Annotated in this window: 21 protein-coding genes; 4 read left to right on the top strand and 17 right to left on the bottom strand. The window is 42.4% G+C overall.

The window, feature by feature from the left end; genetic code table 11:
• Nucleotides 1-277 precede the first annotated feature (277 nt).
• The 10 genes from dnaI to ytpR form a co-directional block, all read right to left on the bottom strand.
• Nucleotides 278-1,207 (bottom strand): primosomal protein DnaI, encoded by a 930-nt coding sequence (gene dnaI, locus NL111_RS04050; RefSeq protein WP_159207971.1) that lies wholly within the window; start codon nucleotides 1,205-1,207, stop codon nucleotides 278-280.
• A gap of 3 nt (nucleotides 1,208-1,210) precedes the next feature.
• Entirely contained in the window at nucleotides 1,211-2,599 is a 1,389-nt protein-coding gene (locus tag NL111_RS04045; protein WP_159207973.1) for a replication initiation and membrane attachment family protein, read from the bottom strand.
• The gene (gene nrdR / locus NL111_RS04040; RefSeq protein WP_002831371.1) at nucleotides 2,599-3,075 is read right to left on the bottom strand and encodes a transcriptional regulator NrdR; all 477 of its coding nucleotides are present in this window, start codon (nucleotides 3,073-3,075) and stop codon (nucleotides 2,599-2,601) included. The genes NL111_RS04045 and nrdR overlap by 1 nt, the downstream gene beginning before the upstream one ends.
• A gap of 1 nt (nucleotide 3,076) precedes the next feature.
• Complete coding sequence (gene coaE, locus NL111_RS04035) at nucleotides 3,077-3,697, bottom strand: dephospho-CoA kinase (RefSeq protein ID WP_098040462.1); 621 nt, start codon at nucleotides 3,695-3,697, stop codon at nucleotides 3,077-3,079.
• The gene (gene mutM, locus NL111_RS04030) at nucleotides 3,690-4,529 is read right to left on the bottom strand and encodes a bifunctional DNA-formamidopyrimidine glycosylase/DNA-(apurinic or apyrimidinic site) lyase (protein ID WP_002831369.1); all 840 of its coding nucleotides are present in this window, start codon (nucleotides 4,527-4,529) and stop codon (nucleotides 3,690-3,692) included. Before mutM ends, coaE begins: the two co-directional genes overlap by 8 nt.
• 15 nt (nucleotides 4,530-4,544) lie before the next feature.
• Complete coding sequence (gene polA, locus NL111_RS04025) at nucleotides 4,545-7,202, bottom strand: DNA polymerase I (protein ID WP_285110527.1); 2,658 nt, start codon at nucleotides 7,200-7,202, stop codon at nucleotides 4,545-4,547.
• A gap of 98 nt (nucleotides 7,203-7,300) precedes the next feature.
• On the bottom strand, nucleotides 7,301-8,071 hold the full coding sequence (locus tag NL111_RS04020; protein ID WP_002831365.1) for a Bax inhibitor-1/YccA family protein: 771 nt from the start codon (nucleotides 8,069-8,071) through the stop codon (nucleotides 7,301-7,303).
• Between the two features lie 14 nt (nucleotides 8,072-8,085).
• Complete coding sequence (murC, locus tag NL111_RS04015; protein WP_162891421.1) at nucleotides 8,086-9,402, bottom strand: UDP-N-acetylmuramate--L-alanine ligase; 1,317 nt, start codon at nucleotides 9,400-9,402, stop codon at nucleotides 8,086-8,088.
• Between the two features lie 43 nt (nucleotides 9,403-9,445).
• Complete coding sequence (locus NL111_RS04010; RefSeq protein ID WP_285110526.1) at nucleotides 9,446-11,524, bottom strand: DNA translocase FtsK; 2,079 nt, start codon at nucleotides 11,522-11,524, stop codon at nucleotides 9,446-9,448.
• A gap of 16 nt (nucleotides 11,525-11,540) precedes the next feature.
• Complete coding sequence (gene ytpR, locus NL111_RS04005) at nucleotides 11,541-12,176, bottom strand: YtpR family tRNA-binding protein (RefSeq protein WP_058121355.1); 636 nt, start codon at nucleotides 12,174-12,176, stop codon at nucleotides 11,541-11,543.
• A gap of 81 nt (nucleotides 12,177-12,257) precedes the next feature.
• Between ytpR and NL111_RS04000 the strand changes: the two genes are divergently transcribed.
• Complete coding sequence (locus NL111_RS04000; protein ID WP_002831359.1) at nucleotides 12,258-12,584, top strand: PepSY domain-containing protein; 327 nt, start codon at nucleotides 12,258-12,260, stop codon at nucleotides 12,582-12,584.
• A 78-nt stretch (nucleotides 12,585-12,662) separates the two neighbouring features.
• Here NL111_RS04000 and trmB read toward each other — a convergent pair whose 3' ends face one another.
• From trmB to NL111_RS03985, 3 genes are read right to left on the bottom strand one after another with little or no spacing between them, the layout of a single operon-like run.
• A complete protein-coding gene (gene trmB, locus NL111_RS03995; protein WP_002831357.1) occupies nucleotides 12,663-13,301 on the bottom strand; it encodes a tRNA (guanosine(46)-N7)-methyltransferase TrmB in 639 nt (212 codons plus the stop codon).
• A gap of 11 nt (nucleotides 13,302-13,312) precedes the next feature.
• Nucleotides 13,313-14,512: an ABC transporter permease gene (locus NL111_RS03990; RefSeq protein WP_285110525.1), complete on the bottom strand. Its 1,200-nt coding sequence runs from the start codon at nucleotides 14,510-14,512 to the stop codon at nucleotides 13,313-13,315.
• Nucleotides 14,505-15,242 (bottom strand): ABC transporter ATP-binding protein, encoded by a 738-nt coding sequence (locus NL111_RS03985; protein WP_004165265.1) that lies wholly within the window; start codon nucleotides 15,240-15,242, stop codon nucleotides 14,505-14,507. Before NL111_RS03985 ends, NL111_RS03990 begins: the two co-directional genes overlap by 8 nt.
• A gap of 142 nt (nucleotides 15,243-15,384) precedes the next feature.
• Between NL111_RS03985 and NL111_RS03980 the strand changes: the two genes are divergently transcribed.
• The 3 genes from NL111_RS03980 (at nucleotide 15,385) to NL111_RS03970 (ending at nucleotide 17,180) form a co-directional block, all read left to right on the top strand.
• Nucleotides 15,385-15,816 (top strand): HIT family protein, encoded by a 432-nt coding sequence (locus NL111_RS03980; protein ID WP_002831352.1) that lies wholly within the window; start codon nucleotides 15,385-15,387, stop codon nucleotides 15,814-15,816.
• A gap of 1 nt (nucleotide 15,817) precedes the next feature.
• Entirely contained in the window at nucleotides 15,818-16,180 is a 363-nt protein-coding gene (locus NL111_RS03975; protein WP_002831350.1) for a hypothetical protein, read from the top strand.
• Nucleotides 16,181-16,286: 106 nt separating this feature from the next.
• The gene (locus NL111_RS03970) at nucleotides 16,287-17,180 is read left to right on the top strand and encodes a peptidylprolyl isomerase PrsA (protein ID WP_285110524.1); all 894 of its coding nucleotides are present in this window, start codon (nucleotides 16,287-16,289) and stop codon (nucleotides 17,178-17,180) included.
• A 231-nt stretch (nucleotides 17,181-17,411) separates the two neighbouring features.
• On the opposite strand, the gene NL111_RS03965 is transcribed toward NL111_RS03970, so the two are convergent.
• The 4 genes from NL111_RS03965 to NL111_RS03950 form a co-directional block, all read right to left on the bottom strand.
• Nucleotides 17,412-18,359, bottom strand: coding sequence for a 3'-5' exoribonuclease YhaM family protein (locus tag NL111_RS03965; protein WP_002831347.1), 948 nt, complete (start codon nucleotides 18,357-18,359; stop codon nucleotides 17,412-17,414).
• Nucleotides 18,360-18,374: 15 nt separating this feature from the next.
• Nucleotides 18,375-20,942, bottom strand: a complete 2,568-nt coding sequence (locus NL111_RS03960) for an ATP-binding protein (protein WP_285110523.1) — start codon at nucleotides 20,940-20,942, stop codon at nucleotides 18,375-18,377.
• A 2-nt stretch (nucleotides 20,943-20,944) separates the two neighbouring features.
• On the bottom strand, nucleotides 20,945-22,156 hold the full coding sequence (locus NL111_RS03955) for a metallophosphoesterase family protein (protein ID WP_285110522.1): 1,212 nt from the start codon (nucleotides 22,154-22,156) through the stop codon (nucleotides 20,945-20,947).
• 176 nt (nucleotides 22,157-22,332) lie between these two features.
• Nucleotides 22,333-22,677, bottom strand: a complete 345-nt coding sequence (locus NL111_RS03950) for a YlbF/YmcA family competence regulator (protein WP_002831341.1) — start codon at nucleotides 22,675-22,677, stop codon at nucleotides 22,333-22,335.
• Nucleotides 22,678-22,700 lie beyond the last annotated feature (23 nt).

Here is a 22,700-nt window from a genome sequence, read left to right as displayed (position 1 = left end):
AAAAAATAGTATAAAAAAATCCCTGGTATTTTCATACCAGGGACGTGTTAGACGTTATTTCACGCGGTTCCACCCTCGTTGCAGACTACTAGAACGTAATCCACCACTTAATTAAACCGATAACGGTGGCAACCCGAACTGATATTTCGATCAGTCTCTAGTCAAGTGGGAAGTTTTTAGTTGCTTTGCTTACAGTCCATGGCGCGGCTCCCTGAGGTTAAAAACTACATGTTTGACTCTGATTTACAACTTCATTATATCCATTCAAAATTGCTTGTCAACCCTGTCGATGATTTTTTCCGATTAAAGTAACCTCTTCACTTAAAAATTTGATCCGTTCCATTAACCGTTTGGCCTTTAAAGGCTCGGCCTCCCCGCGTTGGTTGACCGTTAAGTGTTCCTTTTCTAGTTGCTCCATTGAAAAGTTAGAGGTGAAGAACGTTGGTAACTCTTCTTGCATGCGATATTCCAAGATTACGCCTAAAATATCATCCCGTACCCATGCAGAAATACTATCTGCACCAATGTCGTCAATCACTAAAATTGGCGCCTGCTTGACCGCGTCAAGCTTGCTTTGAATTTCTTTAGAATCCCCAATCGTGTTTTTTAATTCCACCGCTAAACTAGGAAAATGAACGATGGTTGTCGAGTAATTATGTTTGGCTAATTCATTAGCCATTGCACCCATCAAGTAGGTTTTTCCTACCCCAAAGCTACCGGTTAAGTATAAGCCTCGGTGAAATTGGTCCGGTGCCTGATCATAAGCGGCCACAAAATCCATCGTCTTACTTAAAGCAATATTCCGGTCAGGCTCTTGGTAGTAATCACTAAAATCAGCCCGCCGAATCATCTTTGGCATACTAATTGACTTCACCAGCGCTTGCCGCTGGGCCGCCTGGCGTCTCATTGTCATTTCTTTAGTAGGCACGTACTCAATATCAATTAGGTGATTGCTGAGTACTAACTGGGGCTCGTAACCCGGCAAAAAGGAGGGCTCGTGCCGCGCAATCTTCCTGCGTTCGTTAACAAATTCGTATAGTTTGGCCGCTCCCCGCTCCAAAGCTTCCGTAGTTAACTCCGCTTGGTGTGTTTGGCAAAAGGCCACAACTTCGGGATCCTGATAAACATTTTTCATCACCGACTGGAAACGTTGGTCGAGTTTCCGTTTATTCATCAATCCCTCAATTGCTTCGCGAATATTTTCCATTTATTACTCCTCCTTTCGCCGTTCACGTAATTTTTTCAGTTTTGCATTAATTTCTGCAGTAGTCGGCACCGCTTGAGAATCATTAGCATTGTTTGTTGTAGTTTTAGCATCCTTTTTGGCCCAATCTGGTAGGGTTTCGCGCTGAACGACCGGCTTACGTCTTCCATACGACTTGGTAGCTTGTTTTTGCTTTTTAGCCTGGCGTTCACGCACAAATTCTAACGCCTTTTGCGGAGTTTTTACGCCATTTTTAATCCACTCGTTGGCGATTGCCTCAACTAAATTTTTATTCAGCGTCGCCCGGCCCTGATCAACCAAGACATAGAAAATCAAAAAATTAACGACGCTAACCGGCAGTTGACCCGTTTCCACTATGCCGGTAATTACCCGTTTTTCCGCCGTGGTGGTAAAGCCCCCGGTTTCTTGCTTAATCTGATCAATAAAGTCTACCGGAGCTAATGCATACGTTGACTTAATCACCGTTTGCTCCTCGGCCGTGAGCCCTTCTAAATTGAGCTTTGTAGGCGATGTTGGCATAACCGCTGAACTAGCCGTTTTCTTCGCGCCTTGCTGATTAGCATTGGCGTATTTTTGGGCGATCCGAGTTTTCAAAGTTCGGCTATCAATCCGATTATCTTGAAAATTAGTGGCCGACTTAATCAGTTCCGCCATTTCACTTTCCGTAATTCCGTAAATAGTTTGTTCCACCATAATGAGGTGGCGGTTTTCTTCTAGGCTTTGACGATCCACAAAGCTAGTGCTAAGCATTTGAGTAAGTAAGTTAAAGTCAAAATTATTATTGAGCGTTTCTGAATCCGTTTGTGGCTCGTCCGGCTGAATTTGCTTTTGCACGGCAGAGATTGGCCTTGGCTTGTCGACCACGCTGCTGCCAATTTGGAAATAGTCGCCTAAATTTTTAGAGATATCATAAAAATCGGCGTGCTCAACCTGGCGTTTAATTAACCGCCGGCTTAACCGTTCAAATTCATTTTCACCAACCGCACCAAGCAACAATGCGCTTAGCGTGTCGTCTTTGAAAAAGGTAATCGGGTCAGCTGGTGCTTGCAAAACGTACAAAAATAACGCCCGATTATCAACTTGTTTACGAAAAGTTTTTAGCAAACCCAAGGCTTCTAACCGGCCTCGCGCTTCCATAATAGCTGGTAAATCAATTCCCAGCCAATTCAGTAATATTGTATGGGTAAACTGTTCATTTAAAACCGTCGCTTCTTCATTTAGTTCCCAAAGCGTCATTGCTAAACTGTACGCATCCGAAGATAATAACGGACGATACAGCGCCGTTAATGCCCGACTTTCGTAGTCGGTCATTTGTCGATCAGTATTCACAATAAACGAATCGTTTGGTGCTAAGTTACCCATTGGTTCCGTCATTACTTATGATCCTTTTCTTCTTCATCTTTTTTGACCATATCCTGGAGTTCGTTCAAGAAAACGTTCATGTCCTTAAATTGCCGGTATACGCTGGCAAACCGAATATAAGCGATCTCATCTAAATCAACGAGAATATTCATTACGTATTCTCCAATCACTTGACTAGAAACTTCGCTTTCTCCCAATGAACGAATTTTATTTTCAACCTTGTCCACAATATCAGTCATTTGTTCCATTTTTACCGGTCGCTTTTCTGCTGCCCGGACAATCCCTTTAAGAATCTTATCGCGATCAAATTCTTCCCGCGAACCGTTTTTCTTAATCACTAATAACGGGGTGGCTTCCACCCGTTCAAAAGTTGTAAAACGAAAACCACAGTCTTCACATTCACGCCGACGACGAATTACGCGGCCTTCATCAGTTGGTCGACTGTCTACTACTCTCGAGCCATTATTACCACAATGTGGGCATTTCATATTATTTCACCTCGCCGGTCTTTCCGGATGTCTGGAGTAAATTTTGTTTAACAAGCCATTCTATCACTTGCTTTTGTGTGGCTTCAATACTACCACTACTATCGATGGTTACATCCGCTTTTTTTTGTTTAATTCCAATCGGCATCTGAGCGTCAATTCGTTTTTGAGCATCCTCACGAGTCAAATGATCCCGTTCCATCAGTCGTCGGAGCTGTTCTGCTGGAGTTGTTGAAACCACCATAATACAATCGACTAAAGTCTCGTATCCTTGTTCAAACAAAACTGGTGCATCTAAAACGACCACGGGCTCCGTCGTAAAACTTTTTAACTGGCGGATGATCTCTTGGCGAATTACGGGTTGGACAATTTGATTTAACTCCCCTAGTTTTTTTGACTCCCCAAAAACTATTTTACCTAATTGCTTACGGTCAACTTGTTTTTGTTCATTTAAAATTGGGGTCCCAAATGCCTTAACTAATTGTACCTTAACCGCTTTAAATTCCAAAACTGCGTGGGCAATTTCGTCAGCGTCCACAATTGGAATTCCTTTATCTCTCAAAAAATTACTAATGGTGGACTTTCCCATCGCAATTCCACCTGTTAGTCCAAGGATCTTAGTCATTTTCTGGCGTTAAAACTTGGCAATGCGGGCAAAAATGAGTACTGCGCTGAGCTACCTTAATTTGTTCGATGGGAGTTTGGCAGCGTGGACACGGTAATCCTTGGCGATGGTAGACGTGCAGCTGGTTTTGGAAACTGCCGGCATGTCCAGTAGCATCTAAATAAGAAAACACGGTGGTTCCTTTTGCCGCAATGGCTTCGTTTAATTCGGCAAAAATACTTTCCCGTAATAATTTAATTTCGGCATCGGTAAGTGAATTAGACCGGCGCTGCGGATGAATTTTACTTAGCCATAAAACTTCATCTGCGTAAATATTGCCCAATCCCGCAATTAACGACTGGTCTAGAAGAAAGCTTTTCATCACCCGTTTACGACTTCGAAGGGCCTTCGTAAGGTAGTCTAACGTCAGCGTTTCTGGCGTTGGTTCGGGTCCGATCGTCTTCAATCCCCCGACTTGCATTTCTTGCCCCGTGGGGGTTAAAACCATTCGACCAAATTTTCGGGTGTCATTATAGCGTAAATCCTGTCCATCATCTAATTCAAAAATAACGTGGTCGTGTTTGTTGTAAGGTTGGTCGCGGTCTACCACCGCATACTTTCCTTCCATTCGGAGGTGGGAAACCATTGAAAGCTGATTACTGAAATCAAAAATCAAGTACTTTCCTCGCCGGCGAATTGTTTCAATTGTTTTATTTTTTAATTCTGCCGCGAACTGGTCCGCTTCAGGGGTGACCATTTTAGGATATCGCACCACCACCCGTTGAATTGTGCGACCCTCTACCAGACCGACCAATCCGCGTCGTACCGTTTCTACTTCAGGTAACTCAGGCATTTATTCATTCCTCCGTTATTTAGCGTCGTACCAATTATTTCCCCATGAAGTTTCTACTTTTAACGGAACATCCAATTTAATTGCGGAATCCATCACTTTAGGAACTAATTCTTTAATAACGCTCATTTCCTCATCAGGTACTTCAAAAATCAATTCATCGTGCACCTGTAACAACATTCTGGTTTTCAACTGCCGTTTTTCTAACTCGTTTTGCATGTTAATCATTGCAATTTTAATAATGTCGGCCGCACTACCTTGAATAGGGGTGTTCATCGCAGTTCGTTCTGCAAATGACCGAACGCTAAAGTTCGAAGCGTGGATGTCAGGTAAGTACCGGCGCCGGTGGGCAATCGTTTCTACATAACCCTTCTCGCGCGCAGTTTCTACCGAACCATCTACATATTTTTTTACTCCCGGATATTCTTTAAAGTAAGTGTCGATGAACCGTTTGGCATCCTTACGAGAAATTCCAATATTTTGGGAAAGCCCGTAATCACTAATTCCATAGACAATCCCGAAGTTAACCGCCTTGGCTTGGCGCCGAATGTTAGGAGTCACTTCACTAGCATCCTTCAAACCAAAAATTCGCACCGCGGTACTGGAGTGAATATCTTCGTCCTTCTTAAACGCTTCTTGTAAATGATGATCGCCCGTAATGTGTGCTAACACGCGCAATTCAATTTGCGAATAATCAGAAGATAAAATATGCCAACCTTCGTGTGACGGAACAAAGGCTTGTCGAATCTTCTTGCCTTCTTCAATCCGAATTGGAATATTTTGTAAATTCGGGTCCGTTGATGACAACCGCCCAGTTTGTGTCAAGGTTTGTTGGTAGGTAGTGTGCACCTTTTGATCCGTAGAATGAATCACCTTCAACAAACCGTCCACGTACGTCGATTTAATTTTAGCGATCGTTCGGTAATCTAAAATGTGATCAATAATTGGCGAGTAGCCACGCAATTTCTCTAAGACGTTCACCGCTGTCGAATATCCGGTCTTGGTCTTTTTAATTACTGGAAATTCTAGTTTTTCAAATAAAATGTGTCCCAATTGTTTAGGCGAGTTAATGTTAAACTCTTCCCCAGCCTCTTGATGAATCTGGCTTTCCAGTTCACTAAGCCGTTCGGTCAATTCGCTTTGCATAGCCCCTAAACGCTCGCGGTCAACCTTAATCCCACTAATTTCCATCTTTGCCAGCACAATCGATAATGGTAGTTCAATTTTCCAATATAAATCGGCCTGTTGGTTGTTAATCAACTCTTCTTGCAAACGCCGCCCTAGTTCACCAATTACGTCAATTTTGTGGGCGAGGTGCTCTAGTAAAACGTCTTTTGCGGGCACCGACCGTTTAGCTCCGGTACCGTAAACTTCTGCATCGGTTTTAATGTCTTCAATGTCATGTTCGTGAGCAAGTTGCCCCAAATCGTTAGAATTATCGTTGGTATCTAACAGGTAGGACTGTAATAAAATATCGTAGTTAATGCTATTTAAGGTCACGCCTAGTCGATGTAATCCTACGTAAGTACGCTTCCCATCAAAGACGTTTACGACCACCTTTTGGTTCGCTAATATTTCAGATAACGCGGGTTCTCGTAATAATTCAACGTCGTCGCTTACCCAAAGCTCTTTATCAGTTCCAATTGCGAATCCGCAAAATTCAGATAGGTGATAATTTTTCTCTGGCATTTCCAAATAGAAGTTAATTTCTTTCCCCCATTTGGTAAAGTCCGGTAACGTATCCTTCGTTAATACGTGATACGCTAATTTTTCACTTACCTTTTCTTCCGTTGGTTTATTTTGCTGTAACGCCGCTAAGAAAGTCCGGAACTTCATCTTTTGATAGAACTCTTGTAAAAAGGTGATGTTTTTTCCGTCATACTTTAAATCCGCCAATCCGATTTCTACGGGAGCGTCCCGCTTAATGGTTGCCAACGTCTTCGAAGTGAAGGCTGCATCCCGATCCTCAATCAAGTGTTCCTTCATTTTGCTTGGTTTCAAATCATCCAAATTGTCGTAAAGATTCTCAATTGTCCCAAATTGCTTCAATAACTTGAGGGCGGTCTTTTCACCGACCTTAGTTACCCCGGGATAATTATCGGAAGTGTCACCTGCCAGACCTTTTAAGTCAATAATTTGCTCAGGAGTGATACCCAGCTTTTCTTTGACGTGGCGCGGTGTATACTCTTCGACCTCGCTAACCCCTTTTTTAGTTACCGCAACGGTAGTTTCTGCACTACTTAATTGCGTTAAATCTCGGTCTCCGGTAACCACCACCACTTCGTAATTGTCACGTTCCGCTGCTAACGATAGGGTACCGATAATGTCGTCAGCTTCATAATTAGGTAATTCATAAGTTTTGATACCGTATCCGGTCAGCAACTGTTTGATATAAGGCATCTGCTCTGATAACTCTGGCGGAGTTTTTGAGCGACCTCCCTTATAATCATCGTACATTTCCGTCCGAAAAGTCGTTTTTCCAGCATCAAAAGCAACCAATGCCGCCGTGGGCTGGTATTGTTTTAAAATGCTGTCCAACATTTTATTGAACCCAAAAATTGCGTTAGTGTGCAGTCCATCCGGATTCTTGAACTTTTCTAGCGAATTATGCAACGCGAAAAAAGAACGAAATGCAATACTGTTCCCATCAATTAACAATAACTTATCTTTTGCCATAGCTTCCTCCGTTTTCTATCTCCCTTAATCATACCAAAAACCGAAGGCCAACGTGAATAAGATTGACCTTCGGTTCTAAATGAAAATTAAATTTTTGATTAATCTCGACTCCAACCAAAAATGGTTAAGAAGTACTGGAATAGGTTAATGAAATCGAGGTATAAACTAAATGCTCCTTGAATGGCAAGTCCCGTTTCAGAAACCCGGTCGCCATAGCTCAAGTAAAGATTCTTCATCGATGCCGTATCAAACATTGACAAACCAGCAAAAATTACAATTCCAATCAAGGAAAAGAAGAACGTTACTGCGCTGCTGTGCAAGAAGAATAGGTTAATCACCGAAACGACCACCATAGCGATTAAAGCAGCCAGTAAATGCGTCCCCAACCGCGATAAATCGCGTTTAGTGGTTAATCCGATCACGCTCATCACGACGAACACGGCAGCTGCCGAGAAGAACGCTCCCGCAATCGTTCCAATGCTGAAGAGCATAAACACGCTTGAAAGCGTGATTCCAAAGAATCCCGAGAACGCAAACAACATTAAGAAACTAACCGTTGGATTTTGTAGCGCCGTCTTCTGCCCAAAAATCATGAAAAGAAATAGCGCAATGAAAATCAGCCAGATTCCCATCCGCCCTTGGCTTAGAAAGGTCATCACCGCTGGGCGCCATACTGTAGCGCCTAAATAAGCAATGATTCCAGAAAAAGCAACCGCGGCCGCCATCCAACCGTACATTTTAGTTAAAAATCGGTTTAAGCCGATTGTATTATTTATTACTCTTGGTTGTTGATCCAAATTGATCCCCCCATTTAAATCTTTCCCATATTGTAACAGGAAAGCAATTAAAAGGCTATCAATCAAAGTCAAGAAAGGTCAAATTTTTACTTTTCCTTAACCAGGGCTTTATAAGCATCTTCGTATTTTAAAATGTCGCCAGCACCCATGAAAACTAGCACCGCATTGTGTTGGTCTGCTAACGCAGATAGGTCGTCTTCATGGATAATCTTTGTGTCATGACCAATTAAATTAGCCAAATCTTGTGACGAAACTTTCCCGTTTGCTTCACGAACTGAACCAAAAATCTCGGTCAAAACAACTTGATCGGCAAGGCTCAAGCTCTTAGCAAAGCCGTCTAGCAGCGCGGCTGTCCGGGTATAAGTATGTGGCTGAAATACTGCAACAATTTTCTTATCTGGGAATTCTTGCCGTGCCGCATCTAGGGTCGCTTTAATTTCTGATGGGTGGTGAGCATAATCATCAATCAAGATGTTATCACCTACCGTAGATTTCGAAAAACGGCGTTTAACTCCTTGGTACGATAGTAATTCCTTTTGGACTAGTGCCAAATCAATCTTTTCAAAGTAAGCTACTGCAATTACGGCTAACGTATTGAGAACGTTGTGCTCGCCAAAAAGGTTGATTTTAAAATGTCCAATTGGTTCACCGCGGTGTTCCACGTCGAATTCTGATCCGGTCGTGGTCCGAACAATGTTTTTCGCCTGAAAATCATCATTGTCTGCAGTTCCATAGTAATAAACCGGAACATCAGCGTGTAATTTCCGTAAGCTTGCATCTTCTCCCCAAGCAAAGAGTCCCTTTTTAACTTGACTAGCTGCTTGTTGGAAGGCACTTTCAACGTCGGCCAAATCTTTATAGTAGTCGGGGTGGTCAAAATCAACGTTAGTCATGATCATATAGTCCGGATGGTATGCGATGAAGTGGCGACGATATTCGTCAGCTTCAAACACGAAAAACCGGGCATCGGGAACCCCTTTACCAGTACCATCGCCAATTAAGTAACTAGTCTTGTCTACTCCGCCAAGCACGTGAGCCAATAAACCAGTGGTGCTGGTTTTTCCATGAGTCCCCGCCACTCCAATACTGGTGTATGCGGCTAATAATTGTCCTAAAAATTCATGATAACGAACGACCTTTAAGCCCATTTCGTGAGCGCGTTTTATTTCAGGATGGTCATCAGTAAAGGCGTTTCCCGCAATCACCGTCAAACCTTCACGTAAGTTATCCGGGTTGAAAGGTAATACCTTAATGCCTGCTGCAGCAAGACCGTCTTGGGTAAAAACGTAGCCGTCTACGTCAGAGCCCTCAACTTGATAACCTTCGTCATGTAAAATTAATGCTAAAGAGCTCATTCCGGACCCTTTAATCCCAATAAAATAATAAATTGTATCTTTATCCACCTTTACCACTCCCATAATAAATTGTTTTCAGTTTACCACAATATTAATCATCATTTTCTTCTGGGTGATAAAAAACTTCGCGAGGCTTAGAACCCCGTGATGCCGAAATATAACCTGATTCCTCTAACTGGTCAATGATCGTTGCCGCCCGGTTATATCCAATTGAGAAAACCCGTTGTAATTTTGAAGTTGAAATGGTGTCTTCTTGAGCAATGTATTCAAGGACGTCATCCATCAACTCGTCCGTGCTATTTAGCTCCGCACTCTTTTCCTTCAGTTCGGTTGGGTTGAATGCGTAATGCGGCGCCGCCTGTTCACGAACAAAATCAGCAATATCATCAATTGCGTCACTAATAAATGCTCCTTGTAAACGCACCGGATTGCTCTTTCCGTTACCAAGGAACAGCATGTCTCCTCGTCCAAGTAACCGTTCCGCTCCACTTTGATCCAAGATGGTTCGTGAATCTACTTGACTAGAAACCATGAACGCCACCCGGGTTGGAATGTTGTTTTTAATCAACCCCGTGACCACGTCCACGCTAGGTCGTTGGGTAGCAATCAGCAAATGAATTCCCGCTGCCCGTGCTTTCTGGGTGATCCGCACGATGTAATCTTGCACTTCAGCTGCCGAGACCATCATTAAATCAGCTAATTCATCAATAATCACCACAATGTATGGCATTTGGTTAGCATCGTCTCCTGCGCGACGGGCCTTTTCATTAAATTGTTCTAAGTTACGGGCTCCAGCAGCTGCCAAGCGTTCGTAACGTTGATCCATTTCGTTGGTAACCCACTTCAATGCGGCAGCTGCCGCTTGAGGATCCGAAATGACCGGTGCTAGTAAATGCGGCAGCCGGTTATACGGTGCCATTTCAACGGCCTTCGGATCAATCAGCAACAACTTCAGCATTTGCGGAGTTGCCTTATATAGTAAGGATACCAATACACTGTTAATGAACACACTTTTACCAGAACCAGTGGCACCAGCAATCAATCCGTGCGGCATTTTCCGTAAATCATAGACTTGCGGTTTACCAAATAAATCGACCCCTAGAGCGATCGTAAGTGGCGATTTACTTTCTTGAAATACAGGCGATTTAATAATTTCACTAAGCGGAACTGGCCGCGGATGCGGATTAGGAATCTCAATTCCAACGGTATTTTTCCCAGGAATTGGGGCCTCGATTCGAATATCCCGCGCCGCTAATTGCAGCTTTAAATCATCCGTTAAATTAGTGATTTTGTTAACTTTAACTCCGCGTCCAAGTTCAATTTCAAACTGGGTGACGGTTGGCCCCACCGTCCAGTTGACTACTTTAGCGGTAACTTCAAAGGCGTTTAACGCATCATCCAACCGCTGCGCTTGGTCAGCAACCCATTGGTCTTCATCTCCATTTTGAACGACAGGATCCGGTAGTAGGTCTAAACTCGGAAAATGGTACCCGAGCATTTGTTTAGTGGTTTCTTGCGCTACTGGAATTTGTGGTTCTTTAACCGAACGAGCGGGTTCCCATGCCATTTGCTTTGGGTTAGTAACTTTTTTAGGTACTTCCACCGGCTGAGTAAAACTCTTCGACGTTCCACTAGCCGTTTTTGCACGTTCGTCTAATTGTTGCGCCGAAGCTGGCGGAATTGCTGCAGACGGAGCGGTCGATTGAGTAACCGGCTTAGTTTCCGGTGCTCCCGGAGCAGCGCTTGCTAATGAATGACTTTGCTCCTCGCGCGAAGTCGTAGTGTTAGAATCGCTGGCCGCCGATTCATCAAGTACCGGGTCGTTTAACTCTTGGCGACTAGTTAGTTGGCGCTTGGCTTGATTCAATCTGGGTAAAGGTCGCCGAGTTAATTCGTAATTACTAATTGGCAACCGGAATCGACGTACAGGTCGACTATCAACCGAATTAGTCGAATCGGATTCCAAACGTGCTGAAGACCTAACTGTACTTTTGAGATCACTCGCTTCGGTGTCAGGGGCTTGCGTTTGCGCCAATTTTTGCTGAATTGCGGGCGTAAATGGATGATCCGACTTCAACCTCTTCGCTGAATCCGTTGGTTTTCTAACCGAATGGTCGTCCATTTTGAGGCCTTTTTTGCGAAAAAAAGCCGGTCCATCGTATTTAACCATTTAAATCCTTCCCTTATTAGTCAAAAATATGATTTCCCTTTGCGAAATCAAAAGCCGTTCCTACTTCAAAATCATCTGGTAAAATTAAGGCACCCTTTTTCTGAGGTGCATTTTTTAAGTGCAGTTCTCGTCCGGAAGCAATCATCCCGTCACTAGAAACACCGCGCAGTTCACCAGGCCATATAATCATTCCATCTGGCATCATGGCGCCTACCTTAGCCACCACAACTTTAATATCAGCCTTCATGTTCGGCGAGCCGCTAACAATTTGAAGTGTTTCGCCATTGTCAACTTCGGTTTCGGTAATTTGAAGGTGATCGGAATCGGGGTGCGGCTTAACCGTTTTAACGTACCCAACCACGAACTTAGGACTTTCGTCAGCAACCAATTCATCTGCAAAACCTGCCTGCCGCAACTGTTCATTTAGCTTTGTAACTTGCGCGGCAGTTAAGGTAACCGATCCGTGGCCATCTAACTCGGGTAACACGTTGCTAACTTCTAAGAAATTATATCCGGTGGTAACGTTACTATCGGCGTCAAAAATCCGCACTACGTTATCCTTTTGCTCCACCGCCTGCTTTTCCGCGTCAGGGTTAACCATGGTAATTAAAATATCTCCCATTGTTTTTGGATTATAACTAGCTACTAACATCTCAATTCTCCTTAAATATTACTTTTTAATTCTCAAACCATTCCCATTAATGTTAGAATTAAGGGAAAAGGAAGTGTTTTCATGTCATCTAAAACATCTGCGTTAACTGCACTAACCATCACCGCTTTAGCTTCGTTCGCCGTAGGCACGTTGGTGGCAACTCAGATTAAGGGACATCGTAAAGTTCGTCCCCAAGCCGCCCTTGCGCGTGTCCGGCGTTCTTTTGAAGAAGAGGGGCCCGTTGAAGGCGCTTGGATCGAGTCCAAGCCATCTCCCCTTAATCGGCATGGTCTAAAGGCCTCCGTATATTACGGCGGCATCACCAAATACGAAAATAACGAACTAATTCAATACGAGTTCATTGCCGACGCCTACACCGGCACAATTATCGACATTTACCGTCGTTAATTTCTTAATCATAACCAAAGCAAGCCGAGAAAAATTTTCTCGGCTATTTTTGTGTCTCTGCCGGTTTAGTTGCCTAATCTAAAAATGAGCAACTAACTTGTAAATTGGTTGGCCCTTTTCACTAAACTTATGCTCGTATTCCGTTTCAACGTTGTCTTCGTTTTCGGGACTATTGTGTAAGTCTAACCAGACTCCTTCAAAAATCATCCCGTAATTATTGAGACTAGTCAATGAATACTCAAAAAGCCCCTGGTTGTCCGTTTTAAACTCTAATTTACCGTGTTCGACTAAAATTTGTTCGTAAACTTTCAAAAAGCTTTTATAGGTTAATCGACGTTTTTCGTGCCGGGTTTTAGGCCATGGATCTGAAAAATTCAAAAAGAGCTGGTCTACTTCACCATCTGCAAAATAATCGGTTAATTCTGCGCCATCCGCATGTAAAAATTGTAAATTAGGGAGTTCTTCTGCTAAGGCGTTTTTTAGCGCAATCGCCACCACTGTCTTTTGAATTTCAATCCCAATAAAATTGTATTGGGGATATTTTTTAGCCATGTTGATGATAAACTGTCCTTTACCAGTCCCCACTTCGATCCAGAGTGGTTGTTGCTTAGCAAAACGTTCATGCCACTTTCCTTTATAAGCCTGTCCATTTTCAACAACCATTTCAGGGTGCTCCGCAATCAACTTGGGAGCCCATGGTTTATTTCTTACTCGCATAATTACCTCTTTTATCTGTTTATTTTTTTAATATAACGCGGTACTAACCACTGGGTTAGCAACCAAGCCGTGATTGCTTGGTCTACGATTGCCCATCCTAAAAATGAGAATGACCAATTAGTCACGCAGCCGGCCAGCGTTAATAAAATCGCGCTTAATAGTATGATTCTTTTTAAGACGGATAACAAGCCCTTTTGTGCCATTTCTGCGTCAACTGGGTACACTTGCACCATTGAATTTGCCTGAACGGGCCGGTAAACGTCTACTAATTGAATCACGATTAAATACGTGGTTAACGCGCCCACCATCAGTTTCAACCATTCCTGATCACTGTACGCCACAATTAGCATGCCCACAATTAAGAGCCGAATCATCAAGCTTCCTAGGTCACCGCTCCGGACAATCATAATTGAGTATAGGTAAGAAAACATTGATGATTTTCCTGCCAAAAATTTTACTAAACCATCGGCATAGCGACGTCGTTTAGCCTTAACGGGCAAATTTTTCACGGTGGTAAATAGGCTGAAGAAGCGGTATAACCGTCCCATTCGTTTTTGTTCCGCATCGATCGCCGCCTGCCAATTGAAAATGCCACTTTCCATGAGGTGGTTTAGGCGCTGCCACTCTAATACTAACCACCCCAACATTAACACTGCGGCTATTAAAGGGAATCTTATGATTAAGCTAACAATAATCGCGTCAATGAGCAACGTGATTTTCCGGTCCCACCGCGGACCTGCAAAGTAACAGCCTTGATACCGAATTAATACGTTGGTAAAACTGCCTAATATAACTGTTAGGATAACTCCCACCACCAAGAATAGTTGGTGGTAAGCCAAAGCTAACAACGGAAAAAGCAACAGGCTACCGATGCCAACCGGAATTAAAACTGAAATTAACGTCCGACGTAAAGATTTCCTTAAATAAGCAGAAATATTTTTCTCCTGACTCATTAAAAATACGGAATCAGCATTTTTAAACAATAGCACTGGCTGACCAGGTAAAGTTAGTAAAAAACTAACTACTGCCACTAAAATCAGGCCATAATTTGGCAGAGGCTGTAAAGTCTTCAGCCAATTAGCGTACGCTAACCCTAAGCCGCCCCCAAAAAATAACAGGGCTAAAACTAAATGATCATTTAATACGTATTTTAAATATTTGAGAATTTCAGATTGGTAAGCTTTAGCTCGCTGTTGCCACAATTCATTCATGCCGCTCACCCTTTGCAATCGACAAATAAATATCGTTCAAACTAGCTGTGGGAGCATTAAACTGCGTTTGGAAGTCATCCAGTGTACCAACCGCCTTTAACTGCCCTTCGTTAAGCAAAGCAAAACGGTCACAGTATTTTTCTGCCGTATCGAGCACGTGAGTAGACATTAGTACCGCCGCACCCTGTTTTTTCTTTTCGTTAATAATTCCTAATAGGTCATCAATGGCTAGCGGATCCAACCCTAAAAACGGTTCGTCAATCACAAAAAGCTGGGCGTCAGTCATGAACGCGCAAACAATCATGACCTTTTGGCGCATCCCTTTTGAGAAGTTTGCAGGAAACCATTCAAGTTTGTTTGCCAAACGGAATTTTTCTAAAAGTTCCATGGCATTCTTCCACGCGGCCTTTTCATCCAGGTCATAAGCTTTAATGGTAAGTTCTAAATGCTCTTTTAGCGTTAACTCGTCGTACAAGACCGGCATCTCGGGAATGTACGCCAACTGTGATTTGTAAGCTGCCGGTTGCTGCCTTAGTTGGATATTATTCAAACTAATAGTTCCTTGCATGGGTTGCAACAAACCAATTACGTGATTAATGGTGGTTGACTTTCCGGCGCCGTTTAACCCAATCAAGCCAACCAATTCGCCTTCGTGTACTTCTAAATTTATATCTCTAATGACTGGCGTTTGCGTGTATCCGCCGGTCAAATGCTCAATCTTTAGCGTCAATTTATAATCCCCAATCGTATTGAAAATCTCTCATCGATTATACCACATCCCACTCGAAAACCCGGTCGCCAATCCGCACAATTACGCAATTTTCGTGTATAATTAGCCTGTGTAAGACAAGTTTTGTATTGGAGGTAATTTTATGGACGAAAATTGCGTATTTTGTAAAATCATCACTGGTGACATTCCTAGTTACACCGTCTACGAAGACGACGTGGTAAAGGCTTTTCTAGATATTTCGCAAGGAACCCCTGGTCACACGTTGGTAATCCCCAAAAAACACGTGCCGGATATCTTTAGTTACGACCCTCAGCTTGCAGCCGACGTATTCTCCAGAATACCTAAGATTGCTAGAGCCGTTCGCGACAGTAACCCAGATATTAAGGGAATGAACATCATTAACAATAATGGCAAAATTGCTTACCAAAGTGTTTTCCATTCCCATTTCCACCTCGTTCCTCGCTATACCGACCATGATGATTTTGGCATGCGGTTTGTGGACAACAGTAGTCACTACGACGAAGCTCAATTAACCAAAATTCAAAATCAAATTAAAGATAATTTAGGTGAATAACATGGCAAAAAACAAACGGCACCCTTGGCTAAAAGGAATTGTAGGTTCTTGGGTAGGCTGGCAAACGGTTAAATACGTTAGCCAGCACCCCCACTTCTTAAGGGATTTAAAACATTCGGTAAAAAATTATGCTCAAGCCATTAGCGACTTTGGAGACGCTCTCCAAAGCCTACGTTTAAACACGGCTCAAATGAAGGTTGAAATAAAAAAGAGTGAAAAGACCTTTAACGAAATTCAGCAATCGGTTGACCGTTTTCAATACAAACTAGAACCTCGGATGGCAAAAATCAGTGAGTTGCAAAATCATCTTAGCAATGAGCTTAATCAGGTGCAAAAGGAAGTTGTTGCTAAAAAAAGAAAATGAGCCAAATTTTTTCTTAAGATTATCCGAAAAAGTTTATCGAAACCTTAATTATGTTATGATAGGTGCTGAGTTTAACTAATACTAATTGTTAGGATGTGTGGATTTAATGAAAAAAGTTTTACTTGGATTCGCTAGCATTGCGATGGCTTTTACCTTAGCTGCGTGTGGTAGCAAGACGGTTGCCACTACTTCAGGTGGTAAAATTACTCAGGATGAGTATTACAGCAGTTTGAAGGACACTTCAAACGGTAAGCAAGTTTTACAAGAAATGATTGTTAACAAAGTTCTTGAAAAGCAATACGGTGACAAAGTTACTAAAAAGGTTGTCGATAAGCAGTACAATGCTTATAAAGATCAATACGGCTCTTCATTTAAAGACATTTTAGCTTCGAACGGTATGACTGAAGCTTCTTTACGTAAGCAGATTCGTTCTAATGCGTTACTAAAGGAAGCTGTCAAGGACAACGATAAGATTAGTAGTTCAGACCTTAAGAAAGAATGGAAGTCATACCAACCAAAGGTTACCGTAGCGCAAATCTTAGTTTCTAAGAAATCAACTGCTGAAGACGTTATTAAGCAACTTAACGACGGCAAGGATTTTGCTAAATTAGCAAAGAAGTATTCTACAGATTCTTCAAGTAATAATAAGGGCGGTAAAATTGCCCCATTCGATGACACTAACACTACTTTAGATTCTGACTTTAAGGATGCTGCATTTAAACTTGACGAAGGCAAGTACACTACTAAACCTGTTAAGACTCAATACGGTTACCAAGTAATTAAGATGCTCGACAAGCCTGCTAAGGGTAAAATGTCCGATCATACTAAAGAATTAAAAGAACGAATTTGGAACAAAGACATGAGCGATGCTCCTACTCTTCGTAAAGTGATCACCAAGGTACTTAAGAAGGGTAACGTTACCATCAAGGATAAGGACCTTAAGAACGTCTTAGATGAATATTTAGGTAACTCTTCATCCTCATCAACAAGCAGTAAATAGTTTATATACAAGGTGTGTTCCAAACCTTTGGTAGTTTGGGAACCTTAACCTGAATCGGTACTATACCTAAATCTGGCATAGTGCCGATTTTTGGTTAAAGAGCCTGAATTGAAACTTAATCTACTAAACTAAAAACGCTTCTCAAGAATTTTTAAATTTCTTGAGAAGCGTTTTTTAACTTCTAGATCTGCCTATCTTAATTAATGAACTCAGTACTATCAAATAACCCAATTACTTAGTTTCTGGTTTATAGAACCGCCGGCCATTCATTCCAAAAATTCGTTCACTAAAATGTCCCTCATCCGTATTCTTCAAAGCTCCCGAGACCATTTGGATTTGGGCATCTAAGTCATCTAGCGAATGGAGCACCACTGCTTCAAGCATGTGGGGCTCGATTGGTGACCCGTATTCCCGTAATCCATGGTGAGAAACTAACAGATGACGTAATATCACTAAAGATTCACCATTTGGATCAATTTTCAGTGCTTGGGCAGCCTCCACTACCTCTTCGTCAATAATTACAATGTGTCCTAAGAGATTCCCTTCCACCGTATATTGAGTAGCAACCGGCCCAGAAAGTTCGATGGTTTTACCTAAATCATGCAGAATTGCACCGGCAATTAATAACGATTGATCAATATTTTCATATTGTTGGGCAACTGCCTTGGCCAATTTAACGATTGATAAAGTATGGAAAGCTAATCCTCCCTCAAAAGCGTGGTGATTTGACTTAGCCGCCGGAAAATCAAAGAATTGCTGATCGTACTTCTTTAGCAAGTAACGGACCACCCGGTTCCAATCCGGATTACTAATTTCAAACACTAATTGTGCAAAGGCTTCCCGCAATTCAGTCACCGAAACCGGAGCTTTTTCAGTGTACGCCGTGGGGTCGGCAGGTTCTTCTTCGGTTGCCAAACGCATTGCCATAATTTTAACCTGGGGAGCTCCCTTATAAGTTTCACGTTTCCCCTTTAGAAGAACCACCCGCCCAGATTGAAATTGTTCGAAATCAGTGGCGGTTGCATCCCAATAATTTCCCCGAATTTCACCAGAACGGTCTTGGAAAACGAGCGAAATAAAATCTTTGCCAGTCTTGGTCACCCGTTTTTCGGCATTTTTAATCAGGACAAAAAGCTCCATTTCTTCGTCATTCTGAAAATCAATTAATTTTTTAGTCAAACCTGCGTTCCTCCCTTATTTTTCGTTTAGATCAACCACGTTACGTTGATCTACCAGTTGATAAACTTCTTTTTTGGCCGAGAAGTAAATAATCTGGGTTTGTTGAGCAATTTGCTTAAGTAAACCAAATGTTTCTGCTAAACGTTGGTCATCAAAGGCTACAAAAGCGTCATCGATAATAATTGGCAGATCCACGGTATCCGCAAACGCCTGCATAAACGCAAAACGAATGGAAATATATAGTTGTTCCAAAGTTCCTTTAGACAGTTCCCCTAATTCATAAGCTTGCCCATTTTGGTCAACCACGTGAATAGCATCGTCATTATCAAATTCAATTTGATGATAACGTTGGTTCGTAATTTTAGCAAAGTACTCGTTGGCTTGTTGAATAATTAAGGGCAGCCGTCCTTTGGTAGCCACTCCAAGGGTTTCATCAACCCACTTTGCCCCTAATTGTAGCGTTAACCACTCGTCAATTAAATCTTTTAGCTCAGTTTCTTCTTCGGCAAGGGCTTGTTGTTCATTTAAAATATCAATTTGGTTCTTTAAACCGGTTAATTCCCCGATTCGCTGGGTTCGTTCATCCACTAGCGCTTGTTCTTGGGCCCTTAATTGCTGTAATTCGGCCGTTAGTTTGCTTTGTTGCGCTTGTAGTTCGGTAAGTTCCGGATACTTTTGCAATTCCGTCTGAATTGCGGGATCCACCGTTTTTTCTAAATCACGTAACCGGACCGCTTGCTTCTGTGTTTCAGTTAATTGCGCCAGCCATTCGTCAAAGTGATCATCCAGTGGCGGTATTGCAAATTGCGCAAACTTAGTTCGTAATTGTTTTAATTCCGCCTGCTGCTCGGCCAAGTTTTGCGTCAAAATTTTCTGAGTCTGCACTTGGCTTTGCTGTTGTTGAATTTGCTGAATTCGCTCGGTCACCCATTTGGTAAGTTCGTTTAGCGATGGTTGGGGCTGGGCTTCGTCAATTTGTAAGATTGGTTTTGCCGTTTGCCAAAAATCAGCAAGCTTCTCCCGTAAAACTGCTTGCCGTTGTTTCAGTTCGGCCAACCGTTGTCCTAACTGCTGATAGTTCACCACTTCGTTTTGTAAAAATACCCACTCCGTTGCCGGAACCACGTCAAATCCAGTTTGACCACCGATTTGACGAAGCTTTTCATCAATTTTTCGCCCATTTGTTTCCGCGGTTTGCAAATCATCCGTCGCATTGTCTGCTTGTTGAGCAGGCTGATCAACTTGCTTAACCACCGCATATGCCCCCAAAATAATTACGGCTAGTAAAATTAGTTTAATAATTGCGTTAATCGGTAAGAAGAAATCAACCGCTGCTAAAACAACTCCCACGCCCCAAATCAGGTTGCCGTCGGTCGACTTGTTTGTTGAAGCAGTTTGGCGCGACGGCACACTTCTCAATTGGTTAACTTTGGCAGCCACTTGAGCTTGTTCTTGCAAAAGTTGTTTAACTTGCTTAAGGGTGGCAGAATCCATTGGTTCCACGCTACCTAAGTCGACCGAATTATTCTCTTGTAATTCGGCAAGTTGGTTGGTTAATTCGGTTTGTTGCTGCTGTGCTTTATCTAATTCATCTCGATTAACCTTAGCTACCGGTAGCTTAGCTTGCAGATCCATTAACTGATCTAAATCATCCGCTTTCTGCGCTAAAGGCGGCAAGTTTTGTAGCTTTTGCTGAGTCCGTTGGCAATTTTCCTCTACTTTCCGAATTTGATCCGCTAGTCGACTAATTTGTCCTAAATCCAATTGCAAATCAGCTTTAGATACCTTTTGAACTCTTTGCCGTAACGTAGTGATTTTTTGGTAGTTACTCCACGCATCTAATAATTTTTGCTGGTGGCTAGTTTGCTTGGATAATTGACTAATTTGCTGCCGGATTTCTTGTAATTCTGCGCGGTTTTGATCTTCTAAAGCCTTTGCACTTTGGTAATCCGGTAATTGATCACGGTCATCTTGTAAATGCTGTTTAGCTTTCTCATAATGCTTAATTTTTTTATCTAGCTCGCGGGTCCGTGAACTAGCTGTATGCATTTTATCAGCATCTTTTTTTAAATCTTTTTCAAATTGAATCCATTCTTCACTACCTACGGCACCCATGCGTAAAATATGGCGACGTAAATCGTCCCGGTTTCCCAAGTCGTTAAAATCATCTAAGTCACTTTGGTTAAAACCTAGCAAACGTTCGTATGTATGTTGGTCAATTGGGCCCAACATCTCACTTAAGAAATCGTTAGTAACCGTACTTTGATCAAGTAAATCCTTGATGGTTACCGTACCGCCATTTTTTCCCTTCACGCGCTCAATTCGATACGGGTGATTTTGGTAGTCAATTTCAATAGCCCCGCCATATCCAGCCGAACCACGTCCTTTTTTGGGTACGTATTTCAAATATTTGTTACTACCCCTTCCTTGAGCAAAACCAAAGAAAACGCTGTAAATGAACTGTCGCAGGGTCGATTTACCAGCTTCATTAAGCCCGTAAAACACTTGTAAATCGTTTTGTAAATCGAACGTCACGTTCTGCCATTTACCAAATCCATAGATTTCAATTCGCTTAATTTTCATCGTTAATCATCCCCCAGCGCATTGCGTTGTTGTAGCATAATTTCAACTCGTTCGCGGAGTTCTTCTGGATTAAAATCGGCTTGATAAGCTTCAGCGATAAAATCCAACTCCATTAGCCGGCCTAGTTGCTTTTGAACCGTTTTAGGAGTAAAAACCTGTTCAGCGGCCTGTTGCCAATAAGTACGGTCCAATTCGGAAAATACTGGCGTTTGCTCATCAACCTTCAGTAAAATGCGGTATACCCACTCTTCAGCGGAGTCTAATTGCTTTTGTAGCTGAGATAGTCCCAGGCCATTACTTAATTCTTCCAAAACTTCGGGTGCCAGATGGTTACTTCCGGCTAAACTAACACTCATTAATTTAAAGGAGGGAGACGTAATGGTATTGGCTTTTTGTAAGATGTTGCCCAATACGCTTTGAAAGTCCGCTCCCTCTTCAACAGCCACCGTCAAACTCTGCCATTCCACCACGTCGCTACGGACAAATTCTACCTTAGCCTTTTGGTTAGATTCCAAAGTAACGAGGCTGGCACCTTTCGCCCCAGGCTCATTAATGTGTCGTCCCTGCGTATTTCCAGCATAAGCGATTACAGGATCCTCGTGCAAAATCTGGCGCTTGTGGATGTGTCCTAAAGCCCAGTAATCGTAATTTTTATCTAATAATTGGCTAAGGGTAAACGGCGCGTACCTTGCTTCACTGGCGTGTAACCCATCCATACTCCCATGTAAAAGACCAATTTGGAAATCAAATTGTCCGTCATTAGTTGGGTACTCTTCAATTCGCGAAGTTACTTCCGCCCGTTTGGCGTAGCTAAAACCAGTCAATCCCACGATCGTTCCGTCCGTCGTCGTTAATTTTTTAGTTTCTACTTCTGGACCAAATATCGTGACGTTTTCTGGAAAGATAGTTGTTGGGATTTTAGCGTTAAGGTAATCGTGATTTCCGTAACTCAAAAAGACTGGTATTTTAGCTTGGTTTAGTATGTCTAACTGGTCCACCGCAAAACTCAACGTATCAATATCGGGACTAGGATTATCAAATAGATCACCCACAACACAAACAAAGTCAACCCGTTGTTCGATGGCCGTCTGCACTAACTTTGCAAAAGCCGATTTTGTCGAATTAACCACTACCTTACGTAAGCGTTCCGGTATGTTTTTTAAGCCCCGAAACGGGCTACCTAAATGGACGTCCGCTACGTGCATAAACTTCATTTTTATCCCCCTTATCAGCATTACTTTTATCAAAAATAAGGCTGGAAAAAGTATCCTTAATCAAGGAATTTCTTTTCCAGCCTCTTTTTCGTTTTATTATCCTTACCAATTTTAAATTGGCCTACTACTTACGCAGCAATTTACCGAACGAACAACATCACGTCGCCGGCCCAGAATTATCCTTGATACAACTCTTGGATCGGCTTCATGATGATTTGATTAACGTCATTAATCAACTGATTAAGACTCCGCTCTTTGTCCATCAAGTCTTTAATCAAGTCCACTTTTTCGATTTCACCAGCGACTTCGTGAACCTTTTTAATTTCGTCTTCGGTTAACTCTTCGCCGTTCATTTGTTTTTGTTGAAGCGAACTTTGAATATCTTGAAACTTCTTATACAAAGCACTTGCGTTCTCGTCTTGTTGAACTTTTTCAAAAGATTGTTTCAAATTTTGGTATTCGTTGGTTAGACGGAGCTCTTGTTCCATTTTATTTGCGGTATCATAAATGTTTACAGTCATAGTGCGCCTCCTCTGATTTAACA

Source organism: Pediococcus sp. AC40 (assembly GCF_030252485.1).
GTDB lineage: Bacteria > Bacillota > Bacilli > Lactobacillales > Lactobacillaceae > Pediococcus > Pediococcus acidilactici.
Note: the sequence above shows the minus strand (reverse complement) of the source record. Positions and strands in the feature narration are given on the sequence as shown.

Coding starts and splice junctions, on each gene's coding strand:
- mutM (WP_002831369.1), bottom strand. CDS start 4,529: ATGCCTGAGTTACCTGAAGTAGAAACGGTACGACGCGGATTGGTCGGT.
- nrdR (WP_002831371.1), bottom strand. CDS start 3,075: ATGAAATGCCCACATTGTGGTAATAATGGCTCGAGAGTAGTAGACAGT.
- NL111_RS04010 (WP_285110526.1), bottom strand. CDS start 11,524: ATGGTTAAATACGATGGACCGGCTTTTTTTCGCAAAAAAGGCCTCAAA.
- coaE (WP_098040462.1), bottom strand. CDS start 3,697: ATGACTAAGATCCTTGGACTAACAGGTGGAATTGCGATGGGAAAGTCC.
- NL111_RS03980 (WP_002831352.1), top strand. CDS start 15,385: ATGGACGAAAATTGCGTATTTTGTAAAATCATCACTGGTGACATTCCT.
- NL111_RS03975 (WP_002831350.1), top strand. CDS start 15,818: ATGGCAAAAAACAAACGGCACCCTTGGCTAAAAGGAATTGTAGGTTCT.
- ytpR (WP_058121355.1), bottom strand. CDS start 12,176: ATGTTAGTAGCTAGTTATAATCCAAAAACAATGGGAGATATTTTAATT.
- polA (WP_285110527.1), bottom strand. CDS start 7,202: ATGGCAAAAGATAAGTTATTGTTAATTGATGGGAACAGTATTGCATTT.
- NL111_RS03970 (WP_285110524.1), top strand. CDS start 16,287: ATGAAAAAAGTTTTACTTGGATTCGCTAGCATTGCGATGGCTTTTACC.
- NL111_RS03990 (WP_285110525.1), bottom strand. CDS start 14,512: ATGAATGAATTGTGGCAACAGCGAGCTAAAGCTTACCAATCTGAAATT.
- NL111_RS04000 (WP_002831359.1), top strand. CDS start 12,258: ATGTCATCTAAAACATCTGCGTTAACTGCACTAACCATCACCGCTTTA.
- NL111_RS03950 (WP_002831341.1), bottom strand. CDS start 22,677: ATGACTGTAAACATTTATGATACCGCAAATAAAATGGAACAAGAGCTC.
- NL111_RS03960 (WP_285110523.1), bottom strand. CDS start 20,942: ATGAAAATTAAGCGAATTGAAATCTATGGATTTGGTAAATGGCAGAAC.
- dnaI (WP_159207971.1), bottom strand. CDS start 1,207: ATGGAAAATATTCGCGAAGCAATTGAGGGATTGATGAATAAACGGAAA.
- trmB (WP_002831357.1), bottom strand. CDS start 13,301: ATGCGAGTAAGAAATAAACCATGGGCTCCCAAGTTGATTGCGGAGCAC.
- NL111_RS03955 (WP_285110522.1), bottom strand. CDS start 22,156: ATGAAGTTTATGCACGTAGCGGACGTCCATTTAGGTAGCCCGTTTCGG.
- NL111_RS04045 (WP_159207973.1), bottom strand. CDS start 2,599: ATGACGGAACCAATGGGTAACTTAGCACCAAACGATTCGTTTATTGTG.